General features: G+C 61.3%; 17 protein-coding genes. 9 read left to right on the top strand and 8 right to left on the bottom strand.

Going from position 1 to position 19,011, the window contains the following annotated elements:
* The first annotated feature begins 14 nt into the window (after positions 1-14).
* Complete coding sequence (locus tag ACM6JM_RS06015) at positions 15-2,801, top strand: ATP-binding protein (protein ID WP_414881457.1); 2,787 nt, start codon at positions 15-17, stop codon at positions 2,799-2,801.
* Here the strand turns inward: ACM6JM_RS06015 and ACM6JM_RS06010 are convergent.
* Both ACM6JM_RS06010 and ACM6JM_RS06005 read right to left on the bottom strand, forming a co-directional pair.
* Positions 2,763-4,235 carry an ATP-binding protein gene (locus tag ACM6JM_RS06010; RefSeq protein ID WP_414881456.1) on the bottom strand — a complete coding sequence of 491 codons (1,473 nt, stop codon included), beginning with the start codon at positions 4,233-4,235 and terminating at the stop codon, positions 2,763-2,765. The two genes, ACM6JM_RS06015 and ACM6JM_RS06010, sit on opposite strands and share 39 nt — an antisense overlap.
* 90 nt (positions 4,236-4,325) lie before the next feature.
* The gene (locus ACM6JM_RS06005) at positions 4,326-5,276 is read right to left on the bottom strand and encodes a GlxA family transcriptional regulator (protein WP_039771528.1); all 951 of its coding nucleotides are present in this window, start codon (positions 5,274-5,276) and stop codon (positions 4,326-4,328) included.
* Positions 5,277-5,487: 211 nt separating this feature from the next.
* Here ACM6JM_RS06005 and ACM6JM_RS06000 point away from each other — a divergent pair, with 211 nt between their 5' ends.
* The gene (locus tag ACM6JM_RS06000; RefSeq protein ID WP_085667856.1) at positions 5,488-6,210 is read left to right on the top strand and encodes a pirin family protein; all 723 of its coding nucleotides are present in this window, start codon (positions 5,488-5,490) and stop codon (positions 6,208-6,210) included.
* 64 nt (positions 6,211-6,274) lie between these two features.
* Here ACM6JM_RS06000 and ACM6JM_RS05995 read toward each other — a convergent pair whose 3' ends face one another.
* Positions 6,275-7,150 (bottom strand): LysR family transcriptional regulator, encoded by an 876-nt coding sequence (locus ACM6JM_RS05995; RefSeq protein WP_074687711.1) that lies wholly within the window; start codon positions 7,148-7,150, stop codon positions 6,275-6,277.
* A 111-nt stretch (positions 7,151-7,261) separates the two neighbouring features.
* Between ACM6JM_RS05995 and ACM6JM_RS05990 the strand changes: the two genes are divergently transcribed.
* From ACM6JM_RS05990 to ACM6JM_RS05975, 4 genes are all read left to right on the top strand, one after another.
* Positions 7,262-8,482, top strand: coding sequence for a YbfB/YjiJ family MFS transporter (locus ACM6JM_RS05990; RefSeq protein WP_074687710.1), 1,221 nt, complete (start codon positions 7,262-7,264; stop codon positions 8,480-8,482).
* Between the two features lie 63 nt (positions 8,483-8,545).
* Entirely contained in the window at positions 8,546-9,544 is a 999-nt protein-coding gene (locus ACM6JM_RS05985) for an NAD(P)H-quinone oxidoreductase (protein WP_074687709.1), read from the top strand.
* Between the two features lie 112 nt (positions 9,545-9,656).
* A complete protein-coding gene (locus tag ACM6JM_RS05980; RefSeq protein ID WP_074687708.1) occupies positions 9,657-10,601 on the top strand; it encodes an alpha/beta hydrolase in 945 nt (314 codons plus the stop codon).
* A gap of 160 nt (positions 10,602-10,761) precedes the next feature.
* The gene (locus tag ACM6JM_RS05975) at positions 10,762-11,175 is read left to right on the top strand and encodes a VOC family protein (protein ID WP_074687707.1); all 414 of its coding nucleotides are present in this window, start codon (positions 10,762-10,764) and stop codon (positions 11,173-11,175) included.
* A 57-nt stretch (positions 11,176-11,232) separates the two neighbouring features.
* Here ACM6JM_RS05975 and ACM6JM_RS05970 read toward each other — a convergent pair whose 3' ends face one another.
* The 5 genes from ACM6JM_RS05970 to ACM6JM_RS05950 all read right to left on the bottom strand — a co-directional run bounded on the left by ACM6JM_RS05970 (position 11,233) and on the right by ACM6JM_RS05950 (position 16,518).
* Positions 11,233-11,562 carry a hypothetical protein gene (locus tag ACM6JM_RS05970; protein WP_163974531.1) on the bottom strand — a complete coding sequence of 110 codons (330 nt, stop codon included), beginning with the start codon at positions 11,560-11,562 and terminating at the stop codon, positions 11,233-11,235.
* A 74-nt stretch (positions 11,563-11,636) separates the two neighbouring features.
* Positions 11,637-12,668, bottom strand: a complete 1,032-nt coding sequence (gene rtcA / locus ACM6JM_RS05965) for an RNA 3'-terminal phosphate cyclase (protein WP_414881455.1) — start codon at positions 12,666-12,668, stop codon at positions 11,637-11,639.
* Between the two features lie 8 nt (positions 12,669-12,676).
* Complete coding sequence (locus ACM6JM_RS05960) at positions 12,677-13,465, bottom strand: nucleotidyltransferase domain-containing protein (RefSeq protein ID WP_414881454.1); 789 nt, start codon at positions 13,463-13,465, stop codon at positions 12,677-12,679.
* Between the two features lie 39 nt (positions 13,466-13,504).
* Entirely contained in the window at positions 13,505-14,731 is a 1,227-nt protein-coding gene (locus ACM6JM_RS05955) for an RtcB family protein (protein ID WP_103386641.1), read from the bottom strand.
* Positions 14,732-14,970: 239 nt separating this feature from the next.
* Positions 14,971-16,518: an RNA-binding protein gene (locus ACM6JM_RS05950; protein WP_414881453.1), complete on the bottom strand. Its 1,548-nt coding sequence runs from the start codon at positions 16,516-16,518 to the stop codon at positions 14,971-14,973.
* A 205-nt stretch (positions 16,519-16,723) separates the two neighbouring features.
* Between ACM6JM_RS05950 and rtcR the strand changes: the two genes are divergently transcribed.
* From rtcR to ACM6JM_RS05935, 3 genes are all read left to right on the top strand, one after another.
* Positions 16,724-18,325: an RNA repair transcriptional activator RtcR gene (rtcR, locus tag ACM6JM_RS05945; RefSeq protein ID WP_039771547.1), complete on the top strand. Its 1,602-nt coding sequence runs from the start codon at positions 16,724-16,726 to the stop codon at positions 18,323-18,325.
* Positions 18,326-18,405: 80 nt separating this feature from the next.
* Complete coding sequence (locus tag ACM6JM_RS05940) at positions 18,406-18,573, top strand: hypothetical protein (protein WP_166742349.1); 168 nt, start codon at positions 18,406-18,408, stop codon at positions 18,571-18,573.
* Positions 18,574-18,666: 93 nt separating this feature from the next.
* Entirely contained in the window at positions 18,667-18,924 is a 258-nt protein-coding gene (locus ACM6JM_RS05935) for a hypothetical protein (protein ID WP_414881452.1), read from the top strand.
* Positions 18,925-19,011 lie beyond the last annotated feature (87 nt).

The following is a 19,011-nucleotide window of genomic DNA, read 5'->3' as shown; positions in this document are numbered from 1 at the left end:
GAAGGAGTGAGCGGTTGAGTTTTTCCCCGAATCAGGCCATCGGTTTCGGCCCCTATCGGATCCACCCCGGCCAGCGGCTGGTGCTTGAAGGCGACCAGCCTTTGCGCCTGGGCCGCCGCGCCATGGACATTCTGCTGATCCTGCTGGCCAACGCCGGCGAGGTCGTGAGCAAGCAGCAGTTGATCGCCGGGGTCTGGCCGGACAGCGTGGTGGAAGACATCAACCTGCGGGTGCACATGGCCGCACTGCGCAAGGCCCTCGGTGACGGTCAGGCCGGTCAGCGCTACATCGTCACCGTGGCGCAGCGTGGTTACAGTTTCGTCGCGCCGGTCGTGTTGCAATCGATTGAACAACGCCCTGCCGCCGCCAACCTCGGCCGGCATAACCTGCCATTGCGGCGCACGCGGATGATCGGGCGCCAGTCGGTGATCGACAGCCTGATGACGCAACTGCCGCGCCAGCGCTGCATCACCTTGGTCGGCCCCGGCGGCATCGGCAAGACCACCGTGGCCCTGCGTGTCGCCGAACAATTGATCGGCCGTTATCGCGACGGTATTCGGCTGCTGGACCTGGCACCGCTCAACGATCCGGGCTCGATCTGCTCGCACCTCGCCGCCCTGCTGGACCTTTCGCTGCATGACAGCGAGCCGATGGCCTGCCTGATCAACAGCCTGCGCGAGCGGCAGATGCTGCTGGTGATCGATAACTGCGAGCACTTGATCGACGCCGTCGCACTGCTCAGCGAAAGCATTCTGCGTGGCGCGCCGCAGGTGCATATTCTGGCCACCAGCCGCGAAAGCCTGCGCGCCGAGGGCGAGTATGTGCAGCGCCTGGAATCTCTCGATTGCCCGCCACCGATTGCAGTGCTCGACCGCGATCAGGCGATGGGGTTTTCTGCGTTGCAGTTGTTCGTCGAACGGGCGATGGCGGCCCACGAACACTTTGAGCCGGGCAACGCCGACCTGCCCTTGATCATCGAAATCTGTCGGCGGCTGGACGGCATCCCGCTGGCACTGGAACTGGCCGCAGCGCAGGTGGCAGGCCTTGGGCTGGAGGGTTTGCTGAGTCAGCTCCAGGGGCGTTTGCCGGCTGGCAACCAGACTCGCCTCGGTCGGCATGAAACCCTGCGCGCTACGCTGGACTGGAGTTTCAATCTGCTCAACGCCTGCGAACAGACCGGCCTGCGCCGACTGGGTGTATTCCGTGGCGCGTTCACGCTGGAGTCTGCGGCGGCGGTTATCGTCGGTCAGCACATCGAGTCGAACGAAGTGTTCGCCTCGATCACGCAACTGGTCGCCAAGTCGCTGCTCAACGTCGAGGTCGGTGATGAGGAAGTGTTTTATCGCCTGCTCGACACCACTCGTCGCTATGCATTGGAAAAACTCGACCAGGCCGCCGAGCTCGGCGAAACCCGCGAGCGTCATGCCGAACGCAGCCTGGCGCTGATGTATCAGGCCCAGGCCGATTGGGAGAACACGGCGACCGAAGTCTGGATCGAGCGTTACGCCCGGGGCCTTGAAGACCTGCGCGCGGCGCTTGAATGGACGCTGAATGACCAAGGCTCGCGCGCGCTCGGCGTAAGCCTGACGGCGACCTCGGCACCGTTGTGGCAGGAACTGTCCCTGCTCAAGGAGTACGGCGTTCATGTGCGCCGGGCACTGGCGTTGCTGGCGTCATCCGACGAGCCCTGCCCGCGACTGGAAATCGCCTTGAAACTGGCCCTCGGCAGCGCCTGCTACCACACCTGGGGCGGCACGCCGGAAACCATCGAAGCCTTCGTCAGTGCGCGGTTGCTGGCGCAACGGCACGACGACATGGCCGGCCAATTGCGCGCGGTGTCGGGGCACATGGCGGTCAATCTCAGTTGCGGGCATTACCAGATGGCGCTGGAGCAGAGCGAGCAATTCGAAAGCCTCGGCGTGCACGGCGATGCGCAGTTGTCCTTGAGTACCCATCGCTTGCGGGTGCTCGCGCTGCATTACGCCGGCGATCAGCATCAGGCGCGAATCCATGCCGAACAGGTCATTCAGCGCATGGCCCACAGCGGCCACCTCAACCGCTTCACTCACGGTTTCGGCGTGCAATACGACCAGAGCGTCGCCTCGCTGACCGTCCTCGCCCGGGTGTTGTGGTTGCAAGGTTTTCCCGAGCAGGCCTGGCGCACGGCGCGGCAGGCGCTGGACATCGCAGTGCAGATCAACCATGGCACTTCGATCTGCTACACCCTGGCTCTCGCCTCGTGCCTGATCGCCCATTACAACGGCGACGTACAAAACGCACGCGCGCTGCTGCAACTGCTGCTCGAACAGGCGCAGAAGCATTCGGTGCTGCTGTTCTATACGTGGGCGCGACACTATGCGCAGGTGATCGATGCTGACAAGGCCCCCGCCATCCCGCCCGCCGACAGCGGTCTGGTCAGGGAAATCATGGTCACGCTGGATCCGGATTTCGTCGATGACGCATTGCTGGAACGGGCGCAAAGTGGCGCAGCCGGTTGGAGTACTGCGGAGATCTTGCGGGCCCGGGCCGAGCGATTGCTGGCGGCTGAATCGCCCTGCCATCACACGGTCGAAAGCGCCTTGCAGCAATCGCTTGAGATAGCACGGACACAAGGCGCCCTGGCCTGGGAACTGCGCAGCGCAACGTCGCTGGCTCAGTGGTGGCAGCGCCAGTCGCGTTATCGTGAGGCTATCGAATTGCTGGCGCCGGTCTACCAGCGCTTCACCGAAGGATATGCCACCCCGGACTTGCGCAAGGTACGTCTACTGCTCGACGAACTGCGCGCTCAGTCGGCCGCTTGAGGCCGGCCGGGTGCGGCCCAGGTAACGCGTGTGTCGACGCTCGACATCATTCAGCTCGCCGCACTGCTCCAGCCGTTCACGGGCATAGCGGCGCGTCGTGTTGAGCATTCGATAGCGCAGTGTTCCGCTGGACCGATCTGTGGTCAGCAACGACTTGGCCGCTAGCTGTTCGACCACGGCCACCAGTGTCGAGGGTGGCAGTTGCGCGCAACTGATCACTCCGATAGCGGCGTCCAGGGTGAATGCCATCTTGAACACCGACAAGCGTTGCAGCACGCGTTGTTCCTGCTCGCTCAAGCGCTGATAGCTCCAGTCCAGCGCGGCCTTCATCGACTGATGGCGTGGCACGGCGGTACGGCGACCGTGACTCAGTACTTGCAGACCTTGATCCAGTTGCGTCTGAAGGCCGACCAGCGCCAAGGCATCGATCTGTGCCGCTGCCAGTTCGATCGCCAACGGCAGACCATCGAGCCGCCGACAGATATCGCGCACCGTTTCCAGATCCTGTTCACGCAGACTGAAGCCGTGTTGACGGGCACGGGCACGACTGACAAACAGCTGCACCGCCGAATAGCCCATGACCTCGGCGACACTGTTGAGGGCCGAGGCTTTGGGAAGGGTCAGTGGCGGCAGCGGCTGGAGGACTTCCAGACCGAGACGTAACGGTTCGCGACTGGTGGCCAGGATCGATAGACGGGGCGCGGCGTCGAGGAGTTTTTGCACCAGGTTCCGGCAGGCTTCGTGCAGATGCTCGCAGTTGTCCAGCACCAGCAAGGCGTGACGCGCTGCGAGGGTGGGGAAATCAGTGTCGAGGGTTTTCAGCAGGTGATCGAGGAGCGGGATGTCATCGCCGACCAGCGACAGATCCACCTGCCACACGCCGTCACGAAAATGTTGCAGCAGCAGTTCCGCTGCGCGCAGTGCCACGGTGCTTTTGCCGACGCCGGCAGGCCCCGTCACCGTCAGGAGCCGGGACAGCGGTAATTGCCGGACCAGACCACCGACCAGTGAATCGCGCCCGGTGACCGGCGTCAGTCGTGCGGGCAAATTGTGTTGGGGCGCTTGCAGGTTTTCGAACACCACGTGGGCGGCGCTGTCGCCCTGCACTGGTGCCACGAAGCTGTACCCGCGTTGCGGCACATTGACGATGTAGCGCTGGCCTTTTTCGCCGTCGCCAAGGGCCCGGCGCAGCGCGGCGATGTGCACCCGCAGGTTGATCTCCTCGACCACCGAGGTCGGCCACACCAGCGCGATCAATTGCTCTTTGCTGACCACCTGGCCGGCGCGCTCGACCAGCACTTGCAGAATGTCCAGCGCACGCCCGCCCATGCGCAATTGCCGATCCCCTTCGAGGATCAGCCGCTGGCGCAAATGGAACGCGTACGGCCCGAAACGCAGGACCGACGCCGAGTTCAATTCGTCGAGGCTGTTCATGTCCGTTATCTTCGCAGGCCTCGATGACGGTACAACCACCACGCGGGGTCCAGCACGGACATCCGGATGCCCGGAACGGACAGAACCGCTCTAGCTGAACTGTTCGCGATACTGCGTGGGGGTCAGCCCGAGCTTTTCGCCGAACAGAAACCGCATGTGCCGCACGCTGCCGAAACCGCTTTTGTAGGCCACGGTTTTCAGCGGCAGATCGCTGGTTTCCAGCAGATTTCGCGCGCAATCGATGCGCGCGCTTTGCAGGAACTCCATGGGCGTCATGTTGACCTCGCGAGCGAACACCCGAGCGAAGTGCCGTGCGCTCATGTTCGCAAGTCCCGCCATGCGCTCGACGGTGAAGGCTTCCTCCAGATGTTCCAGCACATGGTTCTGCACCCGGGTAATCGGCGTTTCCTGGGGCGCCACCGCTGCCATCAACGGGCTGAACTGCGCTTGCCCGCCCTGGCGCTTCATGACGACCAGCAGCACCTTGGCCACGTCCTGGGCAATCTTTTTGCCATGATCGCGAGCGACCACCGCCAACGCCATATCGATGCCGGCCGTGACACCTCCGGAGGTGATCAGGTTGCGATCCTCAATAAAAATCTGGTCGGTCGCGACGTTTGCCTTCGGAAAGCCCTTGATCAAGCGTTCGGTGTAATTCCAGTGGGTGGTCACACGATAGCCATCGAGCAACCCGGCATGGCCAAGCACGAAAGCGCCGGTACAGATCGAACCGTACTGCCCGGCACGCGTCACCGCACCTTGCAGCCAGGCGAGCAGCGGCGGGTGTTTTTCGTTGTAGGCGCCGGGGCCGCCCGGCACCAGCAGCAAGTCATAGCGCTCATCGGCTTCGTCCATATGCCGATCGGTGTGCACGAGGACGCCATTGGACGCACGCAACGGCCCGCGCTCGGTGCCCAGGGTGGTCAGGTGATAGTGGTCTTGCGGTTTCAGGTAGCGGTTGGCAACCGAAAAGACTTCCAGCGGCCCAGCCATGTCGAGCAGCAGAAAATCCGGAAACAGCACCATTGCCACGGTCTTCATGTGGGCATCACCAAAATCCAAGCAAAGTCATAGGTCTGCGCATTATGGCCAGATACGGTGAAAACGTTGGAAAAGAATGCGTGATCCAGTGCACACAACTGTCAACTAAAACAGGACAGTATTTCAATTTTCATCTACTTATTGCACCGCAGGGTAACCAGTAACCTTCTCCTCACTCGGACGAATCAACGTCCTGAAAGGAGATTTCATCATGCTGACCCTTCGTAAAGCTTCCGACCGAGGTCTGGCCAATCATGGCTGGTTGAAGTCGTTCCACACCTTTTCCTTCGCCAGCTACCGTGACCCGCGTGAACAGGGTTTCTCCGACCTGCTGGTGATCAACGATGACCGCGTTGCCGCCGGCAAGGGTTTTGGCCAGCACCCGCACCGTGACATGGAGATTTTCTCCTATGTGCTCGAAGGCGCCCTTGAACACAAGGACACCCTCGGCACCGGTTCGGTGATCCGCCCCGGCGATGTGCAACTGATGAGCGCCGGCAGCGGCGTGGCCCACAGCGAGTTCAACCACTCGGCGAGCAAGCCGGTGCACTTCCTGCAGATCTGGATCGTGCCGGACGTCAGCGGCGCCAAACCGCGCTACCAGCAAGAGCACTTCAGCGAACAGAAAAAACGCGGTCGCCTGCAACTGATCATTTCGCCCGAAGGCAGCCACGGCTCGCTGAAAGTGCGCCAGGATGCACGGGTGTATGCCGGGCTGTTCGATGGCCAGGAAAGCGCCACCCTCAAGCTGCCCGCCAATCGCTACGCCTATGTGCATGTTGCTCGCGGCAGCGTTGAACTGAACGGCGTGCAGTTGAAGGAAGGCGACGGCGTGCGGGTTCGTGAAGAACAGGCGCTGACCCTGAGCAATGGCCAGAATGCCGAAGTCCTGGTGTTTGATCTGCGCCCGCAGGAACTGCCGGAAATGCCATGAGGCAGCGGTTTCGACGCTCCCAAAAAACGGCCTTCAGTGAAGGCCGTTTTTTTTCGCAGAACAACTATTCGTTTTCCAGCACAAACGCTTCGACAATGTGTTCGATCACCGCTCTGACCCGCGCGGTGTGACGTAAATCCGCATGGGTCACCAGCCACACTTCATAAGGCAACGGACGCGTGCGCTCCGGCCACAACCTGACCAGACCATCACGCTCGCCCATGTAGACCGGGATTTCTCCTACCCCCAACCCGGCGGCAATCGAGCGGCGTACCAACAGGCTGGAGCTCAGACCGGCGACGATCCGCCCGCGAGTCATGGGCTCCGACACGAGGGTCAGATCCTTGTTGCTTTGCAGATACGGCTGGTACACCACCAGATCATGGCCCTCGAACGCACTGCCCGGCGCCGGCACGCCATGGCTGTCGACATAGGCCTGCGAGGCAAACAGCCCCACCGGCCAACGCGCGATGCGCCGAGCGATCAGGTCCGGATTGTCCGGACGGGTGTTGCGCACGGCGATGTCCGCTTCACGTTTGGCCAAGCTGAGGATTTGCGTGGAGGCGTCCAGTTGCACACGCACGTCCGGATGCCGTTCGTGCAACTGCGCAATGGCCGGGATCAGGAAATCGATGGCCAGCGAATCGGTGGTGCTGACCCGCACACTGCCGGTCAGGCGATCGTCCAGGCCCTGGATACGCCGTTCCAGCTCCAGCGCCGAATACTCCATTTTTTCCACCGACTTGAGCGCCGCTTCGCCGACGGCCGTCAGTGCATAGCCCTCGGAGGTGCGCAGAAACAAGGTCGCGCCCAGCGACTTTTCCAGTGCCGTGATGCGGCGCCCGACCGTTGCCTGATCCACGCCCAGCACGCGCGCGGCGCCGCGCAATGTCGACTCGCGGCAGACCGCAAGAAACACCCGTGCGTCATCCCAATTCATAGCGTTCTCCATTGATGCATAAACGCATCACTATCACGCAAACTCGCTGCATTAACGCAGCAACGATAGCCGATATGCTGGGCGCCATAAACCTTTCAAAGGATTGCCGTCATGCACACTTCAACTGCTTCGCCCGAACGTCCGGACACAAGTGTCTGGCTGGCGATCTTCGCCGGCCTCTGCGCCAGCCTGGTCAGCATCGGTCTGGCACGTTTCGCCTACACACCGCTGATCCCTTCGCTGATTCAGGCGCAGTGGTTTTCCGCCCATGATGTGGTCTATCTCGGCGCGGCCAACCTGGTCGGTTACCTGATCGGCGCCCTCCTCGGCCGACCGCTGGCACGCCGGCTCACCCAGAGAAATGCCTTGCGACTGATGATGCTGGCGGTGACCGTGGCGTTTTTTGCCTGTGCGTATCCCGTGTCGGTGAGCTGGTATTTCGGCTGGCGCCTGCTGTCCGGGATCGCAGGCGGCGCGATCATGGTGCTGGTGGCTGCGACTGTATTGCCCCATGTACCGGCCGCGCGCAAAGGCCTGGCCAGCGGGGCGATTTTCCTCGGCATCGGTCTGGGCATCGCCGGATCGGGCACGATTGTTCCGCTGCTGTTGAGCCTTGGCCTGCAGGCGACCTGGCTGGGATTGGGCGCTTTGTCGCTGGCACTGACGGCATTGAGCTGGTTCGGCTGGCCCTCGGAGCTGCCCCATGCAACCACCGCAACGGCTCAGGTGGAACCGGTCGAGCCGACACCGCCTGCTGTTTATCTGCTGTTTGCCCAATACGCATTCATGGCCGCCGGGCTGGTGCCGGCCATGGTTTTCCTGGTGGATTACGTCGCCCGTGGCCTGGGCGCCGGGGCGCACGTCGGCGCGCTGATCTGGGTCATGTACGGCCTGGGCGCCATCGTCGGCCCGGTGAGTTATGGCTTCCTCGCCGATCATCTTGGCGCGCGGGCCGGCATTCGTCTGGTGCTGGTGGTGCAGGCGATCACCCTGGGTTTGCTGGCGGTTTCACATTCGTTCCTGGCGTTGGCGCTGCTGGCGGTGATCCTTGGTTCATTTCCGCCGGGCATTGTGCCGCTGGCACTGGCCCGGGTGCATGAGCTGGTGCCGGATCACCATCGCCAACAGGTGGCGTGGAGCCGGGCCACGGTGTCGTTCGCCACGTTTCAGGCGCTGGCGGGCTTCGCCTATTCGGCGCTGTTCAACGCCACGGGCGGACAACATGCGCTGCTCTTCGTGATTGCCGGCGGTGCCATCGTGATCGCGCTGATACTTGAGCACGCCATGAAATTGCTGCCCTCCTCCGTCGAACAACGCTGCTGCGCCGAATGACGGGAATCATTGCGCCCTGACTGCGTTCCCATCTACTGATCACTTTTTCAAGAGGAATCGAAAATGACGTTGCCCACTGAAATGACCCGAATCGAAATCACCGAACCGGGCGGGCCCGAGGTTCTGCAATCCCGACGCGTGCCGCTGCCGGTCGTCGCAGAAGGCGAAGTGCTGATCCGTGTGCACGCCGCCGGCGTCAATCGCCCGGACGCCCTGCAACGCGCCGGCAAGTACCCGATGAAACCCGGCATGAACCCGATCCCGGGCCTTGAAGTGGCGGGTGAAGTCGTGGCGGTCGGCAATGGCGTCAGCACATTCGCGGTGGGTGACCGGGTGTGTGCGCTGACCAATGGCGGCGGTTACGCCGAATACTGCGCGGTTCCGGCGGGCCAGGTCTTGCCGATCCCCGATGGACTGGACTGGATTCAGGCAGCGGCCATTCCGGAAACCTTTTTCACCGTATGGGCCAACCTGTTCGGCCTCGGCGGCGCCAGCCGTGGCCAGCGCGTCTTGATCCACGGCGGCACCAGCGGCATCGGCACCACCGCGTTGATGCTGTGCCGCGAGTTTGGCATCGAAGCTTTCGCCACCGCCGGCAGCGCCGACAAATGTGCAGCGATCCGCAATCTGGGCGGCGAAGCAATCAACTACCGGGAACAGGAGTTCGCCGCGGTCATCGCCGAGAAAACCGCCGGCCAGGGCGTCAATGTGATCCTCGACATCATGGGCGGCTCGTACCTCAACGGGAACATCAGCGCCTTGGGAATGGATGGGCGGTTGGTAATGATCGGTTTCCTCGGTGGCGCGCGGGCCAATGACATCGATCTGCTGGCGATCCTCGGCAAGCGTGCGGTGGTCACCGGTTCCCTCCTGCGTGCCCGTACCTCGGCGGAAAAAGCCGCCATCGCCGATCAATTGCGCGAACACGTCTGGCCGGCGCTGGCTGCCGGGCGTTGCCTGCCGATCATCGACAAGGTCTACCCGCTCGCCGACGCAGCCAAGGCCCATGCGCACATGGAAGCGGGCGACCACATCGGCAAGATCGTGCTGAAGATCGATTGAGTCGTTGCAGCATTTTGTAATCGTTGCAGGCTTGCGGTGGTCGAAAATGTCACGCGCGGGTCAAGGCATCTGGTAAAAAGCGTTCTTTGTCCGCGCCTTGGTGAAACGTTTAATGTTCCTTGCCTTCATGACCCGACTTCGACGCCGCCGTCTGGCGTTCGCCTGCATGGCCGCCCTGATCATCGGCGTGCCGGCGAGTTGTGCCGTGCTGGAACACACCGAGCGCAAACTGCTGTTTCGCATCGAGCCGGGCACCGCCGGCTGGTATCACGGCTTGCCCGGCAGCGTGCAGGAACTCGACCTGCAACCGAAAAGCTTCAAGGCCGGACAAAACATTCACGCCTGGTGGTGGCCGGCGGAGCGCGCCGATGCTCCGGCCATCCTCTATCTGCATGGCGTGCGCTGGAACCTCACCGGGCAACTATTTCGTATCGAACAATTGCGCGCGGCAGGTTATTCGGTACTGGCCATCGACTATCGCGGTTTCGGCCAGAGCCACGGCGACCTGCCGTCGGAAAGCACGGTGTACGAAGATGCGCGGGTGGCCTGGGAACGCTTCCAGCTGTTGCAACCTGACCCGAACAAACGCCTGATCTACGGGCACTCGCTGGGCGGCGCGGTCGCCATCGATCTGGCTGCCGAACTCGGTCGCGATGCCGCCAGAAATCACACCCCACTGCCGGTGCGCGGGCTGGTCATCGAATCCACGTTTACCTCCCTGGCGGATGTTGCGGCAGCCGTGGCCAACACCTCCCTTCCGGTACGCTGGCTGTTGTCGCAGAAATTCGACTCCATCGACAAGATCGCCGAAATCCACATGCCGTTGCTGGTGGTGCACGGTCTGGCCGACGCATTCGTGCCGTCACGCTTCAGCGAACAACTGTTCGCTGCCGCCCGGCAGCCGAAGCGCCTGTTGCTGGTGCCCGGCGCAACCCACAACAACAGCATGGCGCTGGGCGGACAGAACTATCGCAAAGCGATTGATGCGCTGATGCAGACCCGACCTGCCGCCCGAGTGGCGGGCGCTGTGGTACAGAAAAACCCGCGCGACTCCTGACGCCCCTCCCCCGCAGACCATCGGTCACCCCGAAAGGAAATTCTTGCAGCATCGGCTGGCAATCCGGCGTTCTAACGCTTTGCTGGAGGGAGTCCATCCATGACGCTGCTTCGGCACACCCGGCCGCGCAGCGTTCCACTGCCTATTCGGGAGCACACCCATGAAAATCAACCCGTACCTGATCTTCAACGGCGACTGCCGCGCTGCCTTCACGTTTTACGAGCAATGCCTGCAAGGCAAGCTCGAAGCGATGATGACCTTCGGCGAAACCCCGGCCGCCGAACATGTACCGAAAGAGCACCACAACCTGATCATCCACACCTGCCTGAAAGTCGGCGATCAGATGCTCATGGCTTCGGACACCACCCCCGATCGCCCGACCCAAGGCATGAGCGGTTGCTCGATTTCCCTGAATGTCGACAGCATCGCCGAGGCCGAACGGGTATTTAACGCCCTGGCCAGGGACGGTCGCGTCGACATGCCGCTGGAAGCCACCTTCTGGGCAGCGCGCTTTGGCATGTTGGTGGATCGTTTTGGCGTGTCGTGGATGGTCAATTGCGAAAGTGACAAGTGACGCTGTCATTGCAGCGGACATGAAAAAGCCCGACCTCTTCAGGTCGGGCTTTTTCGTTCAACGCTGGGCCAGTTCATGGCGAACGCACTGCTCGTAGTAGGTTTGCTTGACGGCCGCCGGCTTGAGGCGCGACGCGCTGTCATAGGTCTGCTCGGTAATGCCCATGGCGGTCATGCGCATCCACGGTTGCTGAAACTTGCGTGCCTGCAAGCGCTTGCGCGCGCCATACAGGGAAATCCCTGACAACTTCGATTGTTGCGCGCCGGCCGCGATGTCCGAGCCCCAGGCACACGCGAAACGATGGCTCTTGCTCAGTTCCCTGGCCTGGGCCTGCACCGCGAACAGAGCGAGGGAAAGCGTTGCTACGGTGATGACAATCGTCCGCATATAGCCCACCTAACCTTTTGAAAAAAGGCGAGTTTGCCGGGACTGAAAGCTTTCGGGGGCCAGCAATTTGCCGCCTATTGTTCCCGAGCGCGAACTTCAACCTTTAACCGGTCTGCGCCTTCTTCCTGGCACTGGATGTGGACCGGTACAAACCGCTCGATCACCGAGATGTTGCTGTGCAAATGCTCGGTCATCCTGGGCGTGGTAAACGATCCACCTCCGGCCAGCACCATCGGCAACAGCAGTTGATCAGCCAGATGCTCCGCTACCGCCGCACCGCTGTGCAACCAATCGGTCGCTTGATCGATCGCGGCGTCCGCCACCTTCTCCGAACGCAGTGAGGCTTGACCGAAAGCGCTGAAAACCTCGGTGACGTGTTCAAACGCATATTCCAGCAGCAGCACATTGCCCGGTCCACATGCCGGATCAAGGATGACGGTGTTCAATTCTGCTGACACCATGTTCAATCGCTGGGCCACCCTTTCGAGCTCGCGGACACCGACACTCGGCGCCAGTCCCGCCGTCAGCGCAAACGCCTGTTGCGAAAGCGGCAAACCGCGCTCACACAAGTGCAGTGCTGACAATTTCGATGGTTGCACCCTGACGTCGATTTCACCGCCCCCTGCCGGTACGAACCCGTGGCGCAGCAACGTCAGTTCAACCTCCGCGCCCATGCGTTGCAGCAACGGCAACCAGCTGCGGCTGAGAAAATCGGTCGGTGGCGCCAGCGGATTATGCGTGCCGCCGCTGATCCGCACGCGGCTGGCTTGCGGCGCCAGTAACAAGGCGGGCAGCAAGGTTTGCAACACCAGGGTGCAACTGCCGGCGGTGCCAATGGCAAGGCGATAATCGCCGCCACGGATCGGCCCTGGCTCGAAGCTCAATGTCTGCGAGCCCAGTTCAGCCCCCTGGACCTTCGCACCGCAGACCTGCGCCGCCGCCATCACGGCGGTCAGATGCTGGCGCAACAGGCCCGGACGACTGCGACGGGCCCGAATCCGCTCTATTCGAAACGCCTGGCCCGTCACCATCGACAGACTCAGCGCACTGCGCAACACCTGGCCACCGCCGATGGCGCCGTCCAGTTCAATCACGTCCTGTTTCATTTTTTTCCTTAGGCGTACAAACCAACGGTTTCCCGCAGGAATTGATTGAGCTGGCGCGAATCCTCCCGGGTTCGGGGCAATGTCGGCACCACACGCTCAAGTTCCTCCTCGATGAACGCATGCAGCGCCGGACGACGAGGACCGTAAGCGCTTTCGTCGGCATTGCGCTTGAGCGCGAGCAGTTCGTCGACCTCATTGAGCAATGCCCGGTCATCGACGGTGCTCAGCAGATCGCTGAACGTCATCGGCGGCCGACCCCGCCCCTGATCGATCCAGCGCACCGCCAACAACGGCCGCAGGACGTAGAAATACTTCTTGAACCGCACGCTTTCGCCCTGCAGATAACCACGGAAGTTCTTCTTCGCCATCGACAGATAATGATTGCGCGCGGCCGGCGGACTGTAGAACGCCTCGGCCAGTGCCCGCAGTTGAGAAACCGCTGCGGTCTCGCTGCGATAAACCAGCGGTGAGTCGAGCCATTCGAGCAAGGTCGGGTTGGATTTGCGCAACAGCCCGAGGGTTTTGCGCAGCTCCCAGCCACTGACATCCAGCTCGTCATCCAGCGGCCGCTCGATCACATCACTTGGCGTATCGACCTGGACGAACCACTCCGGTTTCTCCACATAAACGAAGCGCACATCGTAATCACTGTCCGGCGAGGCAAAACCCCAGGCCCGGCTGCCCGATTCGCAGGCATACAGCACCGTGACATTGCGTTCGCGTTCTATGCGCGCCAGTTCTTCCAGCACCCGGGCGCGCATGGCGCTGCACAGCGGGTGACGTTCTTCGAATTTCATGTCCTTTAATCCTTGTTCCGGCGTGCCTTGCGGCACGCGTTATCCCTTGACGCACACCACCTGACGCAAGGTGTGCAGCACTTCAACCAGCTCACGCTGGGCGTGCATGACTTTGTCGATGTCCTTGTAGGCCATCGGAATTTCATCGATCACCGCAGCGTCCTTGCGACATTCGACGTGCGCGGTGGCGCGGATCTGATCTTCGACGGTGAACATGTTTTTGGCCTTGGTACGGCTCATGGTCCGACCGGCACCGTGGCTGCAGGAGCAAAACGATTCCTCGTTGCCCAGACCACGCACGATAAAACTCTTGGCGCCCATCGAACCGGGGATGATCCCCAACTCGCCCTTCTTCGCCGATACCGCGCCTTTGCGGGTGACCAGAATCTCCTCACCGAAATGCCGCTCTTTCTGCACGTAGTTGTGGTGGCAGTTCACCGCTTCCAGCGCGACGTCGAACGGCTTGCGGATGATCTGCCGCGTGGCCTGAATCACCGCTTGCATCATCAGCGCACGGTTCTGTTTGGCGAAATCCTGAGCCCAGCCCACCGCCTCCACGTAGTCATCGAAATGCCGGCTGCCTTCTTCGAAGTACGCCAGATCACGATCCGGCAGGTTGGCGATGTGCTGACGCATATCCGCCTGGGCCATCTGGATGAACAGGTTGCCGATGGCGTTGCCGACACCGCGCGAGCCGCTGTGCAACATGAACCAGACCCGGTTGGCCTCGTCCAGGCACACTTCGATGAAGTGGTTACCGCTGCCCAGTGTTCCGAGATGCCCGCGGTTGTTGGTGTTGGCCAGTTTCGGGTACTTGTCGGTGATCGCCTTGAACCGTGGATTCAACGCCGCCCAGGCCTGATCGGCCTGTTGCGGGATTTCGTCCCAGGCGCCTTTGTCACGGCGCGACCGGGTCGAACTGCGGCCATGAGGCACCGCTTGTTCGATGGCACTGCGCAGGCCATGCAGATTGTCCGGCAGATCGGCCGCGGTCAGCGAGGTTCGCGCGGCAATCATGCCGCAACCGATGTCCACCCCGACCGCTGCCGGGATGATCGCGCCGACCGTTGGAATCACGCTGCCGATGGTCGAGCCCTTGCCCAGATGGACGTCCGGCATGACCGCCAGGTGCTTGAAGATGAAGGGCATCTTCGCCGTGTTCATCAACTGCTCGCGCGCTTCGTTTTCCACCGGGACGCCTTCGGTCCAGAGCTTGATCGGTTTGCCGTTGGCGACTTCCAGCAGTTGGTAAGTGTGTTCTTTCATCATCTCGATTCTTCAAGTAGTCCCACCGGCAGTCGCCGGCAGATTCAAAAAAAGGTGGCACGACAAAAGTTGATGACTGTTGCGCGTTGCCGCGCACCGGGGTTAGCCGGCCTCAGATGTACAGCCATCGGCATTCGTGCCGTCACGCGCATTGACAAGGGTTTGGTGAGACGTCTTGGATGTAGTCCCACCGGCATTCAGTGCCCGTGACAAATCAATTCTTTGGGCGGCTCATTGCCTCACCCCATGCGTTCAATCGCTTCGACCCAATGCTGTGGTCCGTATCGGCCGGTGGTGAACTGGTCGATCACATCGAACACCGCATCACTGAAACCGCCGACATTCAGGATGTCTTCACGATCCGCCGCCGGTGTCGCCCAACCCGGTTGCAGGTCAATGCAAATCAGGCGTGCCTGGGGGTTGATGCGCTTTATCCGTTCCCATTGCAGCATCGTCTCGCTGGCGCCCTGGCGTCGCGCATCGATCCAGGATTCGTTGTCCGACACCATGATCAGCGTATCGACCCTGGCCTTGCTGTCCGCCAGCTTCTTCAACGGCGCCGAGCAGCAGGTTCCGCCGCCGAAAATGCCCGCAAGCTTTTCGGCATTACTGATCACACTGTCGCGCGGGTTGAGAGTGATATCCACCACCTTCCATTCGAACGGCATCACCCGCGCCGTCGGTTGTTTGCGCAACACCGCCGCCGTAATCAACGCCGCCACATCGATGCAGCGCACCGCCGTGGTCGCGCCCTGACGGTAACCGGTCAGCGGGCTGCCCATCGAGCCGGAAACATCCGGGCAAACCACCACCGCACCCGGAAGCTTCGGCACATTGGTCAACGACAGCTCCAGCGCATCCTGCAAAGCCTCGCGAATCAGCGCCGGCACGTCATCGCCGACCATCCTGTACGCCGCCAGCAACTGGTACGGATACACCCGCGCCTTGGCCACGGCTTCGGGATCCGCCAACCGTGCAGCCACGTATTCGGTACAACCCGGTACTTCAAAAGCACCGTGGCGCGCCAGCGTATTGAGGTTGATGCGCAGCCCCTGCCAGCCCATGTTGCGCGCCTGCGCCGCCCATTGTTCCTTGCTCAATGTTTCGTTACCGAGCAGTTGAAACGGCACTTCAGGCACTTGATCACTCGCACCGCTGCGAAAGGCCAGCAAATCGCGAGTCAGTGCGGGCAACGCCTGTGCATCCACCGGTTTACCGATCACCCAGGCAAAAAAAGCTTCGCGCCAGGCCTCGGACGGTTTTGGGTGAACCATCTTCACCACATCCGCCAGCGAAGGCTGATTGCCGATCGATGCCTGCAACAGCTGTCGCTCGGTCGCGCTGTTCAGCCAGTTCTGCACCAGACGCTTGGGTTGAGAACCGAGGGAGCGGCGACCGGTGGCGCCACTGCGCAGGATCTGCACGAAGTTGCGCAGCATCTTGCCGCTGTCCACGACCTGCCCGAACACCTCTGGCACCAAAGCCGAACGCTGAGCCGTCAGCGCTGCCAGCAACAACGCCGGCATGTCTTTCATGTGTCCTTTCTGGCGAGCATAAAGAGCGGCATTTGCCACGAAACGGCTGTCCAGCTCCGCCACCAGCTTCAACACCTGATCCAACTGACTTTGCGCGGATGCGTAAAAGGTCGAATTCAGGCAACCGGTGACTGCCAACTGTGCCAGTTGATGCTTGGGCGTATAGGCATAAGCCGCGGCTCGGGAAGCATTCAAGGTGTCGCACGCCGGCAGGTTTTTCGATTGCGTATTGAAGAGGTTGAAGTTGGCCATCGTGGCGTCTCGCTGTGTTGTCCTGTTCGTTGCGAGAGGTATTGCAGCCGCTGTGCCAATTTTTGACGACCATCGTGAAATATTGTTATCTATTTGATTTATAACGTTTTTATTTTTTTAACGAGCGTGACCTGATTTTCATCACGACAAATAAAGCCCTAGAACACTATCATTCGATATCGTCATTTATCTTTCAGGATAATCAATGTCCAGCAAGCGCACCGTCGCCATCGGTTTCATCGGCGCCACCCTCGATCGAGTAGGCAAAGGCGCCAACCGCTGGAACCATTGGCGGCCTAGCGTGGGCCTGTGCCAGCAACCGGACGTATTGATCCATCGCCTGGAACTGATACACGGCACAGATGCACGGGACGCGAGCCTGGCCGAACGCATTCGCGAGGACATCCGTCAGGTGTCTCCGGGCACGGAAGTGCGCCTGCACCCGATGGCGTTGCGCAACCCCTGGGATTTCGAAGAGGTCTACGGCGCACTCCACGACTTCACCTCCGAGTACACCTTCGATACCGAGCGTGAGGACTATCTGGTGCACATCACCACGGGGACCCACGTCGCGCAGATCTGCTGGTTCTTGCTGACCGAGGCGCGCTACCTGCCCGCGCGCCTGATCCAGACCTCCCCCGCCCGCCGCAAGAGCGAAGAAGAACCGGCCACCGGCACCCACGCCCTGATCGACCTTGATCTGTCGCGCTACGACCGGATTGCCTCACGCTTCACCCACAAACGTCTGGAAGGCCTGGAATTTCTCAAGTCCGGCATCGCCACCCGCAACACCGCATTCAACCGCTCGATCGAGCAGATCGAACGCGTGGCCGTGCGCTCGAAAGCGCCGATGCTGCTGATCGGCCCGACCGGCGCCGGCAAATCCTTTCTCGCCCGACGTATCTACGAGCTCAAACGCAGTCGCCATCAAATGCAGGGACGTTTCGTTGAAGTCAACTGCGCCACCCTGCGTGGCGACGGGGCAATGTCCGCACTGTTCGGCCACGTCAAAGGCGCCTTTACCGGCGCGCAAAACGCCCGCGATGGTCTGCTGCGGGCCGCTGACGGCGGCATGTTGTTTCTCGACGAGATCGGCGAGCTGGGCGCGGACGAACAAGCCATGCTGCTCAAGGCCATAGAAGAGAAGCGCTTCTTCCCGCTGGGCTCGGACAAGGAGGTCGACAGCGACTTCCTGATCATCGCCGGCACCCACCGCGACCTGCGCAGTCGCGTCGCCGAAGGTCTGTTCAGGGAAGATCTCTACGCACGGATCAACCTCTGGACGTTCGACCTGCCGGGCCTGGCGGGTCGCCGCGAAGACATCGAACCCAACATCGATTTCGAGCTTGAACGCCACGCGCGCGAACACGGCCAACTGGTGCGCTTCAATCTTGAAGCACGACGGCGCTACTTGAGTTTCGCCAGCTCACGGGAAGCTGCGTGGCTGGGCAATTTCCGCGAGCTTTCGGCCTCGATCACGCGCATGGCGACGCTGGCCGACAGCGGGCGAATCGATGAAGCGCAGGTCGAGGAGGAAATTGATCGGCTGCGGTATGCGTGGGGCCTGGCGCAACCGGCCGGGATGACGAATGACTTGCCGGGCGATGCCGAGACGCTGGATCTGTTTGATCGATTGCAATTGAAAGCAGTGCTTGAGGTTTGTAGACAGGCAGACAGCTTGTCGGATGCCGGCAGGCGACTGTTCGGCGTGTCGCGACAGGCGAAGGCGCAGCCCAATGATGCGGACCGATTGAGGAAGTACCTCGGACGGTTCGGCATTGACTGGAGCCAGTTGCGTGAGCAGTGAAACATGACCGTGACCAATTGAGTCGATGAGATAAACTGCGCCGCACCGCGATACCGGCACCGAACGAAGGACAAAAACGGATGGACTTACTGGATTTTTTTTCAAACCTGCTATCGATTCTTGACGGCTTCCAGACGTCCGGCCAAAAGCCTCGCAGAGTCTTCACCCGCGGATTTGTCGTGACCTGCGTCTTTGTGGCGATCATCGAGCTGTTCTTGCTGAACCACATCTATAGCGGGCGTGCGTGAAGAATAGCTATGAGTTCCCGCCCGTCAGTTGACCGGCACTTTACCCCGAGTCAGAACTTCCAACGTCTATCCACCTGACGCGGAAGCCCGACGATGAACAGAACCATTGCAGCCCTCATGCTTGGAAGTCTTTTATCTGCCACCGCACCGCTGGCGATGGCGGGAAGCAGCGTACCGCCTACCGGAATTCCAGGGGTCAATCAGGGAGGCACCGAATCCAAGGAAGACAAGGCCGATAAAAAGGGTGAAGAAGCCTCGGGGTCGAACTCCGGTGCAGAGTCCCACGAGACAGAGAAGGACGCACAAACATCCAGCAGGTCGAAGGATGGATTTGAAGAAAAGAAACCTTGAACGGTTTTGCTGCAACAGCAATTTTTCGCGGGCACAAAAAAGCCGATCCAGGTGATCGGCTTAAATGTCTGATTTTACTCAGGAATA

The sequence above is a fragment of the Pseudomonas sp. IT-P2 genome (genome assembly GCF_949767575.1).
GTDB classification, from domain to species: Bacteria; Pseudomonadota; Gammaproteobacteria; order Pseudomonadales; family Pseudomonadaceae; genus Aquipseudomonas; species Aquipseudomonas pharyngis.
Note: the sequence above shows the minus strand (reverse complement) of the source record. Positions and strands in the feature narration are given on the sequence as shown.